The organism is Bradyrhizobium sp. AUGA SZCCT0169, assembly GCF_018130085.1.
Lineage (GTDB): Bacteria > Pseudomonadota > Alphaproteobacteria > Rhizobiales > Xanthobacteraceae > Bradyrhizobium.
The window spans coordinates 76,489-94,695 of record NZ_JAFCMC010000028.1 but is presented as its reverse complement, the minus strand read 5'-3'; the positions used below and the strand labels follow the sequence as shown (position 1 = coordinate 94,695).

Here is an 18,207-nt window from a genome sequence, read left to right as displayed (position 1 = left end):
GGACGTCGCAGCCGCCATCGTTCCCCATCCTGGTGCGCAGGCGACACCTGCGGAGCTTCGCCAGTTCCTGCAACGCGCGTTGGCCTCGTTCAAGATTCCGCGGCGCATTCTGATCCTCGACCAACTGCCAAAAGGGGCGACGGGAAAAGTGCAGCGCCGACGGCTGCGCGAGTCGTTCGACGGGCTGATGGGCGATCAGGGCGCGATGCCCGTGCCTGCTGTGAACAAAGGGCCATTGGATCTGGAAGCTGAATTGCTGATCCTGTGGCGGAGGCTGCTGAAGTCCGAGGCTGTGACGGTCGAAGATGATTTTTTCGCCAGCGGTGGTGACTCCCTTCTAGCGATGGAAATGCTCATCGAAATCGAGCGGCTGATCGGCCAACGCCTACCGGGAACGATTCTGTACGGGGCGGAAACGATCCGCCAACTTGCTCCAAAAATCGCCATGCAGACAGGCACCCCGGCGACGCCGTTCCTCCAGTTCGGTGCTGGCGGCGATCGGTCTCCCCTGTTCTTCTTCAATGGGGACATTGTCAGCGGCCACTCGGGTATGCGGCGGATGGTCGAGCTTTTCGGGCCCGACTACCGGATCATTTCGATCGATCCCCATGGTCTTCGTGGGGAAAGGATTCCGCCGTCGATCGAAGAGATGGCCGCCGACCGCCTGCCGCTTGTTCTGGAGAGGCAGAGCAGCGGTCCTTTCCTCCTGGGTGGCAAATGCAACGGCGCCATGGTGGCGTTTGAAACAGCCCGCCTGCTGATGGCCGCCGGCCACAAGGTTGATATGGTTGCGATGGTCGACCCGCCGACCATCAGTGCGCGTCCGGTACCGCGGGCGATCATCGGGCTGATGAAGCCGCTGCTTCCGCTTTATCTTCTGCGCCGGGCATTTGAAAAAATGGCGGAGCTGGAGCGTCGCTTCAAGGCGTCGACGAGCACGCTGATTACGACCGCCGAGCTCGAGATTCCGCCGGCGTTGTGGCACGCTTATTCAGCCGCCATGGCGCAATATCTTCCGGCACCGCTTGAGGTCCCTGTGACTTTCTACGCGGCCGAACACGACGGCCGGGCGTGGCGGCATCTCAGTTCTCAACTCGACGTCGTCGAGGTACCATGGGGACATCATGGCTGCCTGACTGTCGGCGCTGAACAGCTGGTTGGTCATCTGCGGCAAAGAATTGACGTTCTGGTTGACGGCGCGCCCTCTGCCGACGAACCGCACAGGTCGCCGATCGGCTCTCACGGAGCGCAATTCGGTGGCCCCGTACTGGGCATCGAAACCTGAGGATCGGACCAGGACGGCAGCGACGCAAATTGCGCCGTGCCAGCGCCTTGCGATGATCAGCCAACCGGTCCGGGAATCCAATAGTCGCCGGAAAGCGGCCTGACGCTTACGCCATAAATTACCCCGAGCTGCAGGCTTGGATCGAAATGGCGCATCGTCCGCTCATTGAGGTCAATGATGCGGCCAGGCGTTAGTGGCCCCACGTCATTTATCTTGACGATGACCTTCTTGCCTACAGCCTCAACGAGGGCATATTTCGGCCTCGCGCCATATCGGACCCCACCAAATTTCTGGCGCAGACTCGTCTTGATGGCAGCTGCCCAGACAGAGGGCTCATAGCGCTCGCCTGAAGCTGTGTTCGGACCGCCCTCCCGCCATCCGGGCCGGAACGGATTGTACGTGGATGCTGCGCCAACAATCGCGTCCCCCGAAGCGGCATTGACGACGGCGCTTGAATGAACTGCGACCATTTCACTTCGAGCAACGGTAACAGAAATGGCAAGCAGCACTACGACACCGCAAGTTGCGGCGCCCGAGCGAAACAACATCATAACTCCTCGATTGATTTTCTGGATCGTTCGATTCCCGATCCCGCAGAAAATGGTCAAGCGAACGCGGATGCGTTGACGAGCTTGTGCCGATTTTTGCGGGTTCGTGCCGACACTGGCGACGGAACCGTTGTGGGAACCAGGGTGGTCCTTCCACAGGTGTCTTTCCCACCGACTAAGAAAGAAATTGCGTCATCAGCATGACTGAATAGAGGCACTTGGTGAGCGCGTGAGGAGGCGCGCGCGTCTGACCGATGTCGGCTCGGGTCATCAGCAGACGTTCCGGTTAATCTACGAGCAAGTCTGCTTCGACCTCACCAGCGGACATGCGAGGCGACGGCAACACGTGATCAGGTAAGCGTCGAATCCGGATGTGAGTAAGAGAAGTTTGCCTCGGTCCATTGAGCAGCGATCGAGGACGAATTGAGAGGCGTCACATGATCGGGGAATTCCTCGGCCAGATTCCACTGCCGGCCCACCGCTCAGCGGGATCGAAATTTGTCTCCGTTGAAAGTCTCCTCAAAACGGGCGTTTCCGCGGTTCGCTGAGTGGAGCACTCCTGTGGTCCTTGGCTGCTGCCCTCGTCTGCCAATGTCCGCTTTGCATCGTAGGCAGGCAAAGCCAATCATCAGTCGCTTGGTGTCACTTCCAGAAGGATGCCGGTTGCTGCAAACTGCATCTGTAATCTCGCGATTCGTAGATGTCTTGAGGACCCATGAACGAGACCTTGATATCCGCCTGCACGATGTTTCTCATTCCAGCAACGCTCTTGTTTGGCGCTTTGGGTGTCGCGAACTCGTCCTTTCTCAAGATGCTGGTCTGCTTGCTTGGCATCGCCACGACGGGGTTATGGCTTTACCGGATATGGTGGTGGACAAACCTGTCTTTGACTGATCGCAGAACGGCGCTGGGTCTCGCGGCCATGTTTGCCTGCGCATGGCTGGTGACATTCCTGGTGCAGTTGAAGAATGTGTTCTCGTCGCGCTGATTGGCTTCGTTCGGTGGGGCGCATCGGCTGACAGCGCCCTGACTCACGACGTCGTCGGCGTGGGTGGTTTAACCGTCTCGGTCGACAGCATCCGTTATCGCGCATCGATCCGAGTCACCACACCGCTGCCTGGCCGAATTCCGGTTCGTTATTGGTGCCCGGCAATGATTTGCGCGGCAGCGCCGATGCCTTGCCGGAAGGCCTCGTCGAACGTGACAGCCGCAAGCTGCCATTGCTGCGACCTGCCCTGCCAATCGAGCTGCCAGTTCGAGTTCCACCGCAGCTCCTGATCGTCCCACACGAGGCGGGCGATCAGCACGACCTCTCCGCCCCGCCCGGCCACGGCTTCGGCGATCTTCGCGGGCGCGATGCTCGCAAGCGCAAGCTCATTGGTGCCGACGCCAGCCAGTGCTGCGGCATCGGGCAGCACGACGGGCATTCCCCGCTTGGCCGCGGCCGCTAGGAGGGCAGCCCGCTGCAGTTCCGTCTCTTTCGAATCCCCTGCAACCACGTATCGTCGCGCGCCCGGCTGCATCTCCACGAAGACGCCAAGCACCGGGCGGCGGGTAAGCCATGGCTTGACGCCCAGCTCGGCAAGCATGCCGTTGATGGCGGCCTCGTCGAACTCGGCCGTCAGAATGAAGGAGCGATCACGGGTGCCCTGCTCGTCGTTCTTCGGCTTGCCGCCCTTTTCATCGCGGTAGGAAAAGTCCCGAACCAGTTTCGCAGCATCGGCCTTGTATGGGTCGAGACGCGGATCGCCTGCGAGCCGCAGCATGCCGCTTACCTTGACGAGAACGTCTTCCAGGCACGATGCGAAGCCGAGGATACGGTTTGCCTCGCCCTGCCCCGTCACGATGGTTTGCCCGCGATAGAGTTCTGCCGGTGGAATGGCGTTTACCGCGTCGGCGAGTCCCGGTTGCCGTGGCGTGGGTTCGGCGGCGACGGCGGGGAGCGCAAGCAGCACTACTGCCGCGATTGCCGCCAGAAAGCAGGGAATGGAGCGTGTCGTCGCTGGATGCGTCCTCACGGCCGAAAGCCCTCACCTGTTGCTGGCTGGCGACGCAGTGCCGATCGCACCCGTCTCCAGGCAAATTCCCTCCTGACAGGGTATTTTACAGGGAAACGGACGATTTTGGGGGCCAGCGAGAACATGAGAGTAGCCCAGTAGCTGGCTGCATTGCAGCCGCCTCAGGGCCAATTCCCCCTTCAGTTCACAAGGAAATATTTCCCGGTAACAGGGAACCTCTCGGACGAAACAGGGGAAAAACAAAGCCGCCGAACGGTCTTCGAATGTGCCGCGCCCGGTCGTACCGAAGAACCCCTGACCGCGATCAAATGTGCATCGAAGCCAGACCGCTGGTCGTGAGAAAGCCGACACTTGATCTAGATCAAGGCCGGCCGCCGCGATGTTAGAGAGCGTCGTAAACCAGCAACCAAGCGCTTGTGGCAAACGCGCCCTGAATCACCGGTTGTACAGCAGGACGAACAATGGCGGTTCTCGGGAAGATAAGCCACACCACCACTTACCGGTATGCAAAGCCTGTTATTTTCGGTACGCACCGCGCCATGTTCTTGCCAAGGCGCGGCGCATCGGCGCGTCTCGTCAGCTGGTCCGCAACAAGCAGCGTTCCTGCAAAAATGCACTGGACCACCGATGCCCGCTCCAACACGGTAACGGTGATGGAATTCAGTGAACCTGCCAGTGAGCTGACCATCATTTTTGAGGCTCGCGGCGTGTATTACGGCGTTAAAGGAGTCGAGGCGTTTCCGCTGGAATCCCGGGCCGAAGAAATTCCGGTGCAGTACACCCCCGACGAATGGACCGACCTGGCCGGTTACCTACGCCCTCATGCCGAGGATCAAGACGCGAGCCTGGCCGCATGGACCAAGAGTTTCGTTGCCGACGACCAGGATCGAACCACCGATGTCTTGCACCGGATGCTGCACATTTTTCGCGACACGTTCACCTATCGTCCGAGGGACGCCGAAGGAACCCAGTCGCCCGGTGAAACCCTGCGCGCCAAATCCGGCACTTGCCGGGACTATGCCTGGCTCATGATCGAGGCATTGCGCCGGCTCGGGTTCGCGTCGCGCTTCGTCACCGGTTATCTTTACGATGCGGCGCTGGATGGCGGCGCGGTCGGCGTGAGCGGATCCGGCGCCACCCACGCGTGGCTGCAGGTCTTTCTCCCAGGTGCCGGCTGGCTGGACTACGACCCGACCAACCAGATCAGTGCCGGTTTTGATTTGATTCCGGTGGCGGTAGCCCGACATCCGGCGCAAGCAATCCCGCTGGCAGGGTCGTGGTTTGGTGAAGCGAACGACTACCTGGGCATGACGGTCAACGTCGCCGTCCAGAAGATCGGGAACGCGCCCGATCTGTCCGCACGATAGATCGTGCTCGAATTCGATGACAGCTTCCTGCTGTCGGAGATTTCGCGGTCAAAACGCAAGAAGTACCCATGCAGCCGCGCTGCATAGGCCAGAAAGCCAAACAATTGAAAGCCAGAACAATGCATCGTCGCGTGACATGAAGCTTCCGGCAATTCCAGCCTGGTGCGGCGCCTGTGCGCATATACCGGAGCGCTGCCATGAAAATCTTGTTATCGCGCGCCAAGAATTTGGGATTCCGCGCCGAAAATCTCGCAAGGATGCCTTTTCGACCATGCCCATGGCTTTGAGTTAACGGTCTGGACTGCCCGACCCTAGGTGCCGCCCTGTCGCTCGTCGTCGGCCTTGTCACGAGCTTCCAACGCTATCGGCGCGCCTCTCGCTGGAACGCAATTGGACAGCCGGAATTCTCTTGGCGTGGTTCCTGTCCATCGCTTGAATGCGTGGGTGAAGGAGCTGACTTCCTGATAGCCCAACAGCCACGCTATTTGAGTGATAGGCAGTTCGCGATCACTGAGATAGCGCTGGGCAAGAGCTGATCTCAGCCTGTCGAGTACTTCGGCGAAGGTTACACCCTCGTCTCGAAGCTTCCTCGATAACGTACGCGAACTCATGCCGAGCTGGCGGGCGACTTCCGAAAGTTCAACGCGCCCATGCGGAAGCAGCTGCGGTATTAATCCCTCCACGCGCGAATGATTGCTCCCGCGTAATCCCGGTCGGTGAGCAAGCGCCTCTTCTGCATATCGTCGCAGCAAGTCGTTCAGATGAGGGTCGCGCCCGACGATCGGCATTGAAGCGGCCAGCGCCGGAAGCATTATCTCATCCGCATCGGCGTCAAATTCCACCTCGGTTCCAAAGAAGGCCTTGAACGCCGCCGGCGAGCCGGACCTGGCATGCCTGACTTTCAGTCTACGCGCGGCTACTCGACTGCCGGTAAGCTGTCGGCATATGCGCATCAGCGCAACCAGCCAAAACTCGATCTGATGCCGATCGGAGCCTCGGTCTACGTTTACGTAGTCGATGGCGATGTTCGCCGTTCGATCCAGTTTGAAGCCCAGGCGCGCTCCGTCAGTATTGGTTCTGCTGTAGCGTTCAGCGTTGCGAAAGGCACCCGCAAGATGTTCTGAGGATGCCATCACATAGTAAACCAAACCAATCTCGCGCAGGTCGAAGCTGCGTGCCAGATGAAATCCGAGAGGTCATCCCGAAGTTCTTCGGCAGCCAGTTCCAGCAGCTTGATCTGGGAATGCACATCGAGACGAACGGTTGGATCGGCAATCTCCTCAGGTCGCAACCCCGACCTCGACAGAACGGCCTTTACGTCCTTGTCTTGCTCGCGCAGTCGCGCCCATGCCAGGCGAGCAATTCGTCCGGTGGCACTCGGGATCGAACGAAAGCCCGCAGATCCATTGAACTCATGAGGCTGGACCTCATTTCCATTCCGAACTTGCGTTCTCAGGACCAACATTTTTCCCGATAGAAGGCTTGCCCCTGACAACAACCAGGTCGTCGCGGGCGACCGACCTTGATCTAAATCAAGTAAATCAAGCCGAATGCCTCCAATGGTTCCACGTCAGACTGAACGTTTTGGTCACGAAACTCATCCGATGCAAACCTTTGCTCGAATGCTGATGGCGATCGTCGTGGCGCTTACGTCGCTGGGCGCGATCACCGAGCGCGTGCGCGAACCGGGCGTGACCGACGCCGAAATTCGTATCGGCAATGTTATGCCCTATAGCGGGAGTTTGGAAGCATTCGGAGCGATCGGAAAGGCCGAAGCGGCGTATTTTGAGATGATCAACGAGCGTGGCGGGATCAACGGCCGCAAGGTGCGTTTCATCTCCCATGACGACAAATCCGATCCGTCGACCGCGCTGGAACTTACGCGCGGCCTCATCGAAAAAGAGGACGTCCTCCTGATGTTCGGTTCATTCGGAACTCCGGGCAATTTTGCCGTCCGCACATACTTGAACGAGCGGCAAATTCCTCAACTCTTTGTCGCCTCCGGAGACGATCATCTGAGCGATCCATCGCTGTTCCCCTGGACAATGAGCTGGCAGCCCTCGATTCGGGAGGAGGGGCGCATCTACGCCAACTACATCCAGGCGTTCTACCCCGGAAAACGGATCGTTGCGCTTTGGCAAAACGATCATTTCGGCCGCGAATTATTCAGGGGACTGCAGGACGGTCTTGGTGACATCGCCCGGATGATCCGGCTCGACATCGCGCACGATGCCGCAGACGACAATCTGGGTAAGCACGTATCGGTCCTGAAGCGATCAGGCGCCGAGATTCTTGTGTTTGCGGGCGCGCCTGCGAACGTGACGAAAGTGATCCGAAGCGCGGCGGATCTGAACTGGCACCCCGTGTTCATCCTGAACCACATGTCATCATCGATCGCGACGGCGCTAAAACCTGCCGGTCCCGAAAACGCCCTGGGCGTGATTACGGCGACCTTCCTGAAGGATGCCAGTGACCCGGCCTGGAAAGACGAGCAGGCCGCCAAGGATTGGCCGACATTCATCGAAAAATACAATCGGGCCGGAGGCAAAGACGATAACGCCGCGGTGTTCGGCTACGCGGCCGCCGAGACACTGGCCCAGGTGCTCAAACAATGCGGCAACGACCTGTCTCGCGACAACGTCATGAAGCAGGCAGCGGCCCTCGAGAACTACCAGAGCTCGATCTTGCTGCCTGGAATCAAAATCAACACCGGACGTTGGGACTTTCGGCCAATCAAGCACCTGCGACTGGTTCAATTCGACGGCCGTAGCTGGCAACCGATCGGCGACGTGCTTGAAACCGCTTTCTCCAGATCCCAAAAATAGCGGCGTCCGGCAACACACAATCGGGGTGAAGTGGCATGGGTGCCCACTGAGCGGTGGCCCCCGCGCGCGCTACTTCATGGCCGAACACGCGGTTTGATCTAGATCAAGCACGCCGCGCCGCGTCGCCCCTGGAATGGGCCGTGACCGGCACGCGCGCCAAGCGCTGCCGCACAGGAGGAGACGATCATGACCGTGCTGAGTTCACTGCGTATCGCTGTTCTCGCTGCCGCCGGCGCCCTGCTTGCTGCGAGCGCGCAGGCCGGGCCAATGCCGACCAACGTGGCGGCGATGAAATCGATGGTCGACCAAAACACGACCGAAGTGCGCTGGGGCGGCTGGCGCGGCGGAGGATGGGGCTATCGCGGCGGCTTTGGTCATCGCGGCTGGGGCTACCGCGGCCTCGGCTACGGCGTCGCCGCCGGCGCCCTCGTCGGCGGCGCGATCGCCAGCCGCGGCTATTATGGCGGCTACGGCGGATATTACGGCGGCTATCCTTCTTCCTATTATAGCTACGCTGCCGTCCCGTATTACGGCTATGGCGGCGGCTACGGCTATGGTGCCGGCTATTGCCCGCCCTATGGCGGCTACGCCGCCGCACGCTATTACGGCTGGTGAAACGGTCGCGCTGCTTGTTTTCATCTCCCTTGAGGAGGATGAGGCCGGCGCTGCGAAGCAGCGCCCTCTTCCATGATAACGCGGTGATGTTCGCCGACCTTATTTGGGAAGGCATTCCACGTTGAAGGCGATGATGATCTGCGCAGGGTCGCCCTTGCCGATGCTCTTCAGGTCTTCCAAACCACTTTTCAGCTTGGCACCCGCCTCCTTGAGGCTGTCCTCAAGTGTCGACTTGGCCGCCCGGCATCGCTCTTCGTTCGAGAACTCCTGAAACACCACGGTTGGCAGCAGCCTCCATTCCGCCCTGTCGTTGGTCGCAGCCGGACTGACCGAGTAGGAGAAGACGTACATCAGGACCCACATCGATATGCCGCGACAAGAACGATTGCAGCGAGTGCAAACCGAAACATCGTGCTTCCTCCCTACTAGACGCGCTTCCTCGCATGGCGATTTGACGCGAACGTGCCGAACTTGCAGCGCGCTCATGGTGGCCGCTTGATCTAGATCAACGGCAGCAGGGCTAACTTGGCCTGCAGGCGCGTACGGACACTATGGCATTGATCCGCTCGGCCGGTCAGCAATCTCACCGCTTGATTGGAAAGCCAGGCTCAAAACGACATCGGTACTATCGCTGGTGGCATTGAAGTCAGGCAGATTGAAGCAATCACGACAAACGTGTTGGATTTGCGCCTGGTGGTCAGCCGCGCGGTCTCGGCATAAAGACGGGCGGCGCGCTCGCATGAAATCCCACCGCTTCCGAATGCGTCATAATATTTGTTTTTGCCCAGACGGCGCACGTCGTCAGGCAATCCTCGCATAAGTTGCGCTCGAACGAGGTTGCTTTCGCGGTAAACGCCATCCACGCTTCTTGCCAGCGAAGTGACCGGCAGAGCTGCGTCAGCGGCACACGTATCGGCCATTGACAAGAACGCGGATGCAAGCCGTGCCTGCAGCTGCCGCGCCTACAGCTGCTCCGCCGACGACCGCCCGGCGCGTTGTTCGGCGTGCAACGCCTGCAACGCTGGCGGGGGTAGCCGGGCGCCCTACCCTGGCTTCGGCGCTTTGGATGGATAACGTTGGGCCGTCGCCTGACCACAAGTCGATCGAGCCGAACATTCCAAAGCCCAGGACGGCGACGACCAGCAGCATCCGCTTCGTGTGAAAGGATTTCATGGCGACCTCCATTTGGCGGCTTGAAACAGTGGGGTCAGTCTTTGGATGCAGTCGGTCCCCGGCTTGATCTGGATCAATCAAAGCGGGGAACTGTGAAGCCGCAGCAACGTGGCACAAACTGCATAGTCCAGAGCCCGATCATCAATTCGACGTGGTGCGCGACGCGGACGAATGCCTCAATTTGCGGCCTTCAAGCCTTGATTGATCCGACGCGTGCACTTCTTCACCGTAGAATCCCTGATCAGATTTGTGCGGGGCTGACCTGACCCTGCGGGAGTGGTCAGAGCCTCCCCTGACGCCGATGATGCGCTACGGCAGGGGGCCGACCGGAAATTCGCGCATTGACTGTTTGGGAATGGATAAAAACGGTAGCGCTGGCGCTTCTCATTTCGAGCGTATTGGCTATCCCGCTCGCGGTTTGGGTGTTCACGCGATAAGGCCTCCTCGGCCGCCTCTCCTGACAGTCCCAGTAATTTGGCCCGTGGCACAAACTGCACTGGGCTCCCCGCTGATCCGGGCATATTCTGACAGGTCTTATGAGAGACGATCGCGTATTCCAGATTGGCGTCATCGGGCTGGGGTTAGTGCCGATCGCACTGACATTCGCCGTGCTTTTTATGCACTAGCGCCCCCGGTGTATCACATGTCCGACTCTCATGCGCCTCCGGCACCATCGCTTCTTGCCATCGAGCGCCCGCGCTGTTCGAGGTGCCATGCCGGCCGCATGGTGCTGACAGGGATCAGACCCCTCCCCAATCACTCCGATCTGCGGACCTTTCAATGCCCCAACTGCGAGCTTGTTCACAAAGTGGAAGCCGAGGACCCGCTGACATCCGCCGGCAGCAGGGGCTGGATCAACAGCGACTTCAACCCGCCCAAGTAGAAGCCTCGAGCCAATAATGCCGCGCCTGGTCAAAGAACCCGTCGATGTGAGCAATCTCGATGCTGAGGCAATTGCGGCACTGGAGGAAGCCCGCAACCTTCCGCCCGGACCTGATCGAACCGAGGCATTGAAGAAAGCCTGCATGCGCTTGAAGCGCTGACCGCAATCCGCGCGCGAGCGCGCCGCCTGCGCGAGCATGATGTTGGCGGCTTCGGGATCTTCCGGCAGCATGACCGGTTCGTCTTCCCATTCCACCGACTTGATGTCGGTTGCTTCGTACGAAATGTCGTTGATCTTGCCTTTGGCCATGAAGCAGCAGGCCTGGAAAATCTCCCGCAGCTTGGCATTCTGCCGGGCGTTCTTGCTGTCCTCGGCGCTAAAGCCAGCGCTGTCGCCATTACGGCCAAACGGTGCTTCCCAGTCGGTCCAGATTTGCAGCCCGGCACCGGCGTCCTCCGGTGGCTTCATTCCATCCCTCAGGAGGACTTCCTTCTTCTTCACTCCCTGCACGACGTAGGGGGCTTCGTCCTCCTTCTCCATGGGGGCCGCATAAAAGTGACTGCGGTCGGTCGCCTCGCCCTTGCTCAACGGACAATTGTCACGTGGGATCAGCTGAACCACATAGAATTCTGGACCGGTGCGGTCGGGCTGGGGAATCGGAACGAGCATCGCCCAGTACGACACTGGACCGAATTCGACACCGACGAACTCGAGCGTTTCGCCGCCCTGGACCGGCTTCTGATCGCTCGATGTCGCTTCGCGCCTGTCGACCCCCTCTTCGAGCCGGTTCTCGGCTTTGCGCGCATTCTCGGCGCGTGACGGCTCGGGCAACGGTGCCGGCCGTGACACGGGCACGCCGGCTTCCGGATTGGGGTAGCTGGTCGCCAGACCGAGCGCCAGGAACCGTTCCACCCTGACCCGCGCCTCTGCGAGCCGGCCGCTGCTGCCGAGCGAGAAGCCAATTCCGAGCGAAAGGTTACGTCCAAACGCTCCCACCGAGATCGACGCCTCGATCCGCGCAGCAAGGCCGCCCGGCTGAACCAACAGCTCGACGCCGATATGGATCGTGATCGATCGCGAGAAGCCGCAGGACAGGCTGAACCATTTCGTGCGCAGCCACATCCGCACCGAAAATTCCAGCGTCAGGTCGAGCGTGATGACGCCGTAGAACATCGATTCGGAAATATTGGCCGACAGATACGCGATCAGCTTGGCGCCGAGCGCGAAATTGGCGCGCGCAGTAATGGCCGCGCCGAAGTCGCCGCCGGTGTCATAGGCGAAGGCTGCAAAGCCGCGCGCGCGGAACGCCAGGCCGTACAGCACCGACAGGTCTTCGACCCGCAGCACGGTTCCTCCCTCCACCGAGAGGAAGAAGTTGCCGTTGGGCTTGCCGAGGGAGAAACCCAGCTCGTACGGCCAGCCATATTCCGCGTGGAACAGGCCCGGCCTGATATAGAGCGTGGACGACCATTTCACCGCCTTCATCGCCATCTTCAATTCGGCAGGCAGCATCGGGTGGTCGCCGATATCGGCGCCGGGATTGTAGACCGCACGCGCCAGAAACTCGCGGCGCGGCACCGACAAATACATGTAGCCGGTCAGGCTCGGATTGTTGGTCCAGGCCGAATTGTTGCGCCGGCCTTCGCGCCAGTCGGCATAATTGTAGGCAATCCAGATACGAAGGTTCATCAGGAAGGTGAGATCGGTCCTGAGCGCGACCACGATGTCGAACAACGCCAGGTTCGGCAGATTCTTTTCGCCCTCTTCGTTGTAACTGGAAGTGGTCGACACCGAGGTGAACGAGAACATTCCGCGCAAGGCGAGCGTGATCGCGGCATTGTCGTAGGTCGGCCACCACGCCTTCACGTCGTACAGGCTGCCCTGATACTTCGAGATTTCGTCGAGAATCTTGACAAGCTCTTTCGGCGTCTCGGCGCGCTCGGCGGCGGCGATTCCTGCCAGCGTGTAGCGATAGCCGAAGCCGAAGCCGACTTCGCGAAGATAGATGGTCCCGATCGGCGTCGGAATCTTCTCCGCCATGTCGTTGCGCTGAACGTAAAGGAAGAACGCCGGTCGCTTTTCGTCGACGCCTGCCTTCTCGAGTTGCAGGAACCCCATCGAGGCCGACATCGATGCCCAACCCGAGATCCGCAGCGATCCCGAGGCGAGAAAACCCTTGGCCGTCACGTCTGCCGGCAGGACATCGGGCTGGAACAGCGTCGGCAGCTTGCCGTCGACCGCAATCGCGGTGCCCGACGCTTCCGCCATCGAGCCGAGCGACAGGCCTACTCCCAGCCCGTCGAACCGCACCCGCGGCAAGGCCTTGCCGCGCTCGGGCGGCGCCACCCAGAGTTTGTGGAAGTCGAAGCGGGGCGTCACGATGTCGCCGAAGTCGGTGAAATTTACCTGGCCGGAAATCGAGAATGCCGGCGTGCCGCCGAACGCCGGCGATGCCGGGTGAAAGCCGACGCCGCGGAGTTCGAACGAGAACAGGTCGAAGAAGGTCGACCGCTTTGGCGGCTCGACCGTGACCTGGAATTCGATGTGGTTCATCAGCACCCGCGGATCGGACGCAAGCGGCGCTTCGTCCAGCACAATGCGCAGGGCAGAGATGTTCTTCAAAAGGCCGTCGGCGAACGCGTTGGAGCTTGGCCGGAATTCCGCCGATCCGGTCAGCGTGAAATAGAAGTGATACTGCCCTTGCCGGACGTATTTCAGGCCGAGCTTGGTGACGGTGATGGTGAATTGCGTACCCTCGCAACGCAGCGGATCGCCGCTCTTGTCCAGCACCGCCTTGGCGGCCTGGAGCGCAAGCGCGCCGTTCTCCTGGGTGAAGTTGAGCTCGATCGACGCCTTGGCTTCGCCCACCAGCGCCGGCGGCAGATTGCCGTGTCCTGCGAGGCCAAAGGTCTGGATCTGGCTGCGCTTGACCGCAAGCTGGCCCTTGTCGAAGCGGAACGGCATGTCGACGCCGGCCAGCGTCACCGGGTTGGACTGCACCTGCGCGCTGAGGTCGATGCCGTCGCGCGACACGATGAAGCTGTCCACCTCGAAATCGAGCGTGCTGCCGCTGGTCGAAAGCTTGTCATAAGACAGCTTGATCTTCGCCGCCTCGCTCAGGCCCAGCCGTGGATCGCCGTCGCTGAAATCGAGGAAAAGCGGCGCGAAATCCACCGGTGGTTCGCCGCCGTCCTTCGTGAGGAATTTGCCGTTCAGGCCGAGCAGATTGATTTCATTCTTGTCGATCTTGATTTCGAACTTGCCGCCCTTGATCGCCATCGAGAGCGTGTAAACGTCGATGACGAGGTCCAGCTTGGTATCGACCCTCGTGTCGGAAATCTTGACCTCGACATCGATCGGGATCCGGATCGTCGGCAGATTGATGACAGGCTTGTTGCTCGCCTTGACCCGAACGTGCTGGCTGAACTGATCCAGCAGATTCCCCCCAGGGGTCGCGTCCGCCTTCGGCTTGCGGAACAGCGACAGGATGCGATCGGGATCGATTTTGGCATCGATATCGAATGCCGATGCGTCGAGGTTTTTGAGTTCAACCCAGCGGGCCGCCAGCACCAGGTGACCGACGGGAACGACCACGCCCCCATTGGGGCCTTGACCCGGGACTTGCGCAGAGACCGGCACGGTCTTCAGTTGCTGAAGAAATTTTACCCGACCGTTGTCGACGACAATCAGCGCTATCGCGGCCTTGGGATCCTTCGGCGTGACGTCAAGCTGCATGAGCGGTCCGTCTGCCGTGCCGTTCGTTTGCCCCGACACCGGCTCGGCCGGCCCGTTCTCGTGCCCAAGCCAGAGATCGGTCGAAAGCGTCACCTTGCTGGAGCTGGCGCTGTCCGGCTGCAGTGCAAGCGCCAGCCAGCCCTTATCCAGATCGCAGACGAGTGCGGGGGACAGGTTGTAGGGGAAATCGAGCTTGAACCCGAGAAATTCGCGCGTGAAAGACTTCAGGCTGGCGCCGGGATCACTGGGGGTGACCACAATCTGGACAATGCGCCATTGGCCGAGATCGACGCGGACTTCCACGATGATGTACTTGGCGACCGTCTGCGCTTCCTTCGCGATTGCCTCAGCCAGGGTGGAGACCAACTCGGCAATCATCTTGAACGCTGCCTCGGCGAGACCTGCCAGGGCCCGGACACCGGCCGCCCCCTGTTGCGCCAGCCAGGCAGCGGCCGACGCGGCGAGCTCCCCTACCCGCCGCAGCACCTTGAGGAAGCCGTCGAGTGAAGGCAGGTCCGGCGTGCCCGGCAAATCCTGCTTGGGCACCTCGAACTTGTGGATCAGCGACATCAAGCGCTTCGCGCCGTCCTCGATGACGTGCGCGGCAAAGAGGGCGAGCTTGATCGGATAGGGTTCGACCAGATCCAGTTTGGTCAGTTTAGGTGTCAGCTTGTCGCCCGCAAAAGTCAGTTCGAGTTCCGGCGATACGGCCAGCACCAGATTCGGGTCAGTACTTGCGCTAATGACCAGCCGCTCGACCTTGATAGTCACCACGACCGTCAGCCCTGCGACCTGCGAGAAGGAGGCTGTGGCCGACACTTTCACGCCGAACGCCGTGACCACGAACGGGTTCGTTTTGTCTAGCAGGTCGATCTTGGCAAGAGTCTGCTCCGCCGTGCCCGTGGAGATGTTTGCCGTAGTGATCGATACCTTGTTACCGGTGATGGCGATCTCGACGTCCTTGGCTATGAGGATTTCAGTGCCGGAAAATTTGACCGTCGCTTTCGACTTCGTCGAAGATAGCGTCAGTTTGTTGCCGGCAACCGAAAGATCCAGATTGGGCTTGGGGTCCCATTCAACGACAATATCGAGGTGGGGGAGCGGCGGAAGGCGAAGCAGGGGCAGATCCGGAAAGGGAATCTTCAGCCCGTGCAGCGACCATTTCGGCAGTGGGATATGAGGGAAGTGCAAGCCGAGGTGCGGCAGCGCCGGCACTTCGATGCGTGGCAGGGCCTCGAGCACGTTGGCGCGCGTCAGTTGCACCTCGATGTGCACCGCCGCATCCAGTCCGGCAACGGCGAAGGGCGAGTCGAAGCCTGCCGAAAATACCGCCGTCGCGCGCGCGCGAAAGACCGGTTCTTTGGAATTTGTGTCCCCGAGCAGTCCGGCCGGATTCAGCTCCAGGTCGAAGCTGGTAGCGACATCGGCAACGCCGGTGGTGCCGAGAAAGTCCGCAACGACGCCATCCTGCGTCGTTCCGTCCGTCTTCAGCCGAAGGCTGCGCAACCGGTCGTGTAACTCGTTGAGCGCGATGGCCGCGAGGCGCTTCGCTTCGCCATTCGCCAGCTCGACCGCCTCTTGCCAGGTGACAAGGCGCTTGTCGGAGCCACCGGCGTCGCGGACAAGCATCGCGTCGATCAAGAACGGCGAACCGAGCACCAGCGCTCCGGTTTCGCCGGAAAACTTGAGCTTGAACGTGGTGACATTGAACGGCGGCTGATCCTGCGCCGCTTCAAGCCACGCAGATACTGGACTATTGCCGTCGCCGTGCAAAAAAATCTTCGTCATCCCGCCCCCGGGGATTGGAAGAACTCAAAAAAGCTCTCTAAAAAGTCCAAAAAACACTATCTATCTAGAGTAGAATGGACAGGTAGGCGTTATGTCAATTGAAAAATGACCCACCCACGGAAAATAATCACTCCACACCCCGCTTCTCTGCTGGGCACCGTTCGGGCGAACTGGATTGAATTCGCTCGCCTGGAAGACAAATTCGGTGTCGCACGTCAGCTGACGACGGTCCATCCATCCCCAAGATGGCAGCACGCCCGAGGTTTAATCGCTGTAAGCGCCTTATCTTTGCTCAGGACGCAAGGGGCTCGGTTATAGGCTGGAGCTACTGGAAGCGTGAAACGAACCCCGATTTTGATCGCTGGCTGGCTATGTATCCCGCCGTAGCCCACCAGTAGACGGCCAATCTAAATCTCACTGATAAGCTTTTTTGCCAAACTCTTATCAATCGGCCAAATGACCCCATCTTTGCCGTTTGCTGGCCAGTTGGAGACCGGATAGTTTTCTACTCATTCCTGATCACGAGGCTGGAGAGATTTTGGCCCAGACGGATATGGTTGCTTACTACAGATGAATAAGCGAATTCTTGATCTGGCCGAGCCCGTTTCGTTTCATGCTGGCGTGCCTGGATCAGCGGACCGTGCGCCTAGCTCTCAGGTGCTCAAGAACCTTGGCAGGTTGTGTGTACCCGCCAGTCTGTAACCGGAACCAGGGGCGCAGCTCAGGCGGATTCGATCGGATAGTAGACGCTTTCCACCATCCTGCACATCAAGGTTCGCGAAATCGCGGTCGCTCCAGGATCAGTTCTGATTTCAGCAATTCTTGGGATCATTTGGGCACGTCTTCTTCGCATAAGCGCAACTCGCCGCTAAAATTGCGGCCGAATGCTTCCCATGTGGCGCCGTGAATCTCATTATCTGAGCCTCCTCTATCGGCGAGAAGTCGCCCTTACTTGTATTTTAGAGTCACGCCCGGCAGCATCATGCCGAGTTGGACGTCCCTGAGATCTGCAGCTTGCGCCATCACATTGTCATGCGTGAGGTTGTCGCCACACTTGGCGAGGACATGCACCAACGCTTGAGCAGCCGCATAGGGTAAGACGTTCTAGTTCTTACTCGACACTTTATTCCCAGACTGGGACTTCCTAGTTGCAACTCCAAGCGGTCTTGCCGCGCCAATGAGTGTCAACTGCGCATATTGTCCTACCACCTGCAATTGCGCCCTTTGAAGATCGCTTCATGGGTGCTTTACTACAGGCTTGCTAATCGGCCCACAACAACGCCCTCATTCCCAAGGCGCGCGACGAGGTGGATGCGTTGGTCACTAGGAGATCTATGAAAATTTATCGAGGACCCCTCACTGTAAATGAAGAATTTCGTTGGGGAGGCGTTTTCCGATTCGGAAAGAACTTGAGAATCTTATCAGAAAACCATTCGGCTGAGTACGATCCGACGCGTCGCCTCTCCGCAACTACCGCTTTTGTCCGCAGGTGATCTTACCCCGGTACCCACCAGCGCATTTCGACCAAAGCACTTTGCGCAACCGTGACCCGGTTGGCTTATGACCAGTAGGCTTTAGCTTCGTGTTGCGCCAGCTCCGCCGCTCTAGGAGTAGGAAATGATTGTGACCCAGTAGCAGATCTGCAGGAGGTCATTATGGGAGGCATTGCCAGAATGTCTACCCGACCGAGCTTCTTGATCGTTTCGTCGGCGAGCCGCTTGACGTCTTCGTCCCTGGAATTATCAGCTGCGATCCACTCCGCCTTGATGCCGAGGCCGGCAAGATGCGCCTGGGCCTTTTCCAGATCCGGCGCCTTGCGAGAGGAAATCACGACCCGCGCCCCTTGCTCGCCTAGCGCCTCGGCGATCTGCAGCCCAAGTCCGCGGGAGCCGCCTGTAACAAGGGCATTCTTGCCGGTGAGATCGAATGCCTTCTTGATGCTTCCCATAGTCAAATCCTCTTGTGGACGA

At 59.8% G+C, this 18,207-nt stretch carries 13 protein-coding genes; 5 read left to right on the top strand and 8 right to left on the bottom strand.

Translation table 11 applies throughout. The features are described 5' to 3' along the window. Positions 1 to 1,285: thioesterase domain-containing protein (locus JQ609_RS25765; RefSeq protein WP_249128412.1), on the top strand; the 1,285-nt coding region annotated here is incomplete at its 5' end. Between the two features lie 56 nt (positions 1,286 to 1,341). On the opposite strand, the gene JQ609_RS25760 is transcribed toward JQ609_RS25765, so the two are convergent. Next, positions 1,342 to 1,836 carry a septal ring lytic transglycosylase RlpA family protein gene (locus JQ609_RS25760; RefSeq protein ID WP_212275640.1) on the bottom strand — a complete coding sequence of 165 codons (495 nt, stop codon included), beginning with the start codon at positions 1,834 to 1,836 and terminating at the stop codon, positions 1,342 to 1,344. Positions 1,837 to 2,548: 712 nt separating this feature from the next. Here JQ609_RS25760 and JQ609_RS25755 point away from each other — a divergent pair. Beyond that, positions 2,549 to 2,821, top strand: a complete 273-nt coding sequence (locus tag JQ609_RS25755) for a hypothetical protein (protein ID WP_212275639.1) — start codon at positions 2,549 to 2,551, stop codon at positions 2,819 to 2,821. 148 nt (positions 2,822 to 2,969) lie between these two features. Here JQ609_RS25755 and JQ609_RS25750 read toward each other — a convergent pair whose 3' ends face one another. Further along, on the bottom strand, positions 2,970 to 3,788 hold the full coding sequence (locus tag JQ609_RS25750; RefSeq protein WP_212275638.1) for a DUF2066 domain-containing protein: 819 nt from the start codon (positions 3,786 to 3,788) through the stop codon (positions 2,970 to 2,972). A gap of 524 nt (positions 3,789 to 4,312) precedes the next feature. Here JQ609_RS25750 and JQ609_RS25745 point away from each other — a divergent pair. Further along, complete coding sequence (locus tag JQ609_RS25745) at positions 4,313 to 5,218, top strand: transglutaminase family protein (protein WP_212275636.1); 906 nt, start codon at positions 4,313 to 4,315, stop codon at positions 5,216 to 5,218. Between the two features lie 311 nt (positions 5,219 to 5,529). On the opposite strand, the gene JQ609_RS25740 is transcribed toward JQ609_RS25745, so the two are convergent. Next, positions 5,530 to 6,366 carry an AraC family transcriptional regulator gene (locus JQ609_RS25740; protein ID WP_249128408.1) on the bottom strand — a complete coding sequence of 279 codons (837 nt, stop codon included), beginning with the start codon at positions 6,364 to 6,366 and terminating at the stop codon, positions 5,530 to 5,532. 456 nt (positions 6,367 to 6,822) lie between these two features. Here JQ609_RS25740 and JQ609_RS25735 point away from each other — a divergent pair, with 456 nt between their 5' ends. Then, on the top strand, positions 6,823 to 8,043 hold the full coding sequence (locus tag JQ609_RS25735) for an ABC transporter substrate-binding protein (protein ID WP_212275634.1): 1,221 nt from the start codon (positions 6,823 to 6,825) through the stop codon (positions 8,041 to 8,043). A gap of 186 nt (positions 8,044 to 8,229) precedes the next feature. Next, on the top strand, positions 8,230 to 8,658 hold the full coding sequence (locus tag JQ609_RS25730; RefSeq protein WP_212275633.1) for a hypothetical protein: 429 nt from the start codon (positions 8,230 to 8,232) through the stop codon (positions 8,656 to 8,658). A 99-nt stretch (positions 8,659 to 8,757) separates the two neighbouring features. On the opposite strand, the gene JQ609_RS25725 is transcribed toward JQ609_RS25730, so the two are convergent. From JQ609_RS25725 to JQ609_RS25710, 5 genes are all read right to left on the bottom strand, one after another. Beyond that, positions 8,758 to 9,009, bottom strand: a complete 252-nt coding sequence (locus JQ609_RS25725; RefSeq protein WP_249128406.1) for a hypothetical protein — start codon at positions 9,007 to 9,009, stop codon at positions 8,758 to 8,760. Between the two features lie 257 nt (positions 9,010 to 9,266). Then, the gene (locus tag JQ609_RS25720) at positions 9,267 to 9,521 is read right to left on the bottom strand and encodes a hypothetical protein (protein ID WP_212275629.1); all 255 of its coding nucleotides are present in this window, start codon (positions 9,519 to 9,521) and stop codon (positions 9,267 to 9,269) included. A gap of 34 nt (positions 9,522 to 9,555) precedes the next feature. After that, positions 9,556 to 9,831, bottom strand: a complete 276-nt coding sequence (locus JQ609_RS35265; RefSeq protein WP_409363552.1) for a hypothetical protein — start codon at positions 9,829 to 9,831, stop codon at positions 9,556 to 9,558. Positions 9,832 to 10,453: 622 nt separating this feature from the next. Further along, positions 10,454 to 16,237: a hypothetical protein gene (locus tag JQ609_RS25715; RefSeq protein ID WP_212275627.1), complete on the bottom strand. Its 5,784-nt coding sequence runs from the start codon at positions 16,235 to 16,237 to the stop codon at positions 10,454 to 10,456. A gap of 1,558 nt (positions 16,238 to 17,795) precedes the next feature. Next, the gene (locus JQ609_RS25710) at positions 17,796 to 18,185 is read right to left on the bottom strand and encodes an SDR family NAD(P)-dependent oxidoreductase (protein WP_249128403.1); all 390 of its coding nucleotides are present in this window, start codon (positions 18,183 to 18,185) and stop codon (positions 17,796 to 17,798) included. Positions 18,186 to 18,207 lie beyond the last annotated feature (22 nt).

Bases quoted from the DNA above. Each gene is read 5' to 3' on its own strand.
- JQ609_RS25745 (WP_212275636.1), top strand. From the start codon at position 4,313: ATGGCGGTTCTCGGGAAGATAAGCCACACCACCACTTACCGGTATGCA.
- JQ609_RS25730 (WP_212275633.1), top strand. From the start codon at position 8,230: ATGACCGTGCTGAGTTCACTGCGTATCGCTGTTCTCGCTGCCGCCGGC.
- JQ609_RS25760 (WP_212275640.1), bottom strand. From the start codon at position 1,836: ATGATGTTGTTTCGCTCGGGCGCCGCAACTTGCGGTGTCGTAGTGCTG.
- JQ609_RS25725 (WP_249128406.1), bottom strand. From the start codon at position 9,009: ATGTACGTCTTCTCCTACTCGGTCAGTCCGGCTGCGACCAACGACAGG.
- JQ609_RS25715 (WP_212275627.1), bottom strand. From the start codon at position 16,237: ATGACGAAGATTTTTTTGCACGGCGACGGCAATAGTCCAGTATCTGCG.
- JQ609_RS25710 (WP_249128403.1), bottom strand. From the start codon at position 18,185: ATGGGAAGCATCAAGAAGGCATTCGATCTCACCGGCAAGAATGCCCTT.
- JQ609_RS25755 (WP_212275639.1), top strand. From the start codon at position 2,549: ATGAACGAGACCTTGATATCCGCCTGCACGATGTTTCTCATTCCAGCA.
- JQ609_RS35265 (WP_409363552.1), bottom strand. From the start codon at position 9,831: ATGAAATCCTTTCACACGAAGCGGATGCTGCTGGTCGTCGCCGTCCTG.
- JQ609_RS25735 (WP_212275634.1), top strand. From the start codon at position 6,823: ATGCAAACCTTTGCTCGAATGCTGATGGCGATCGTCGTGGCGCTTACG.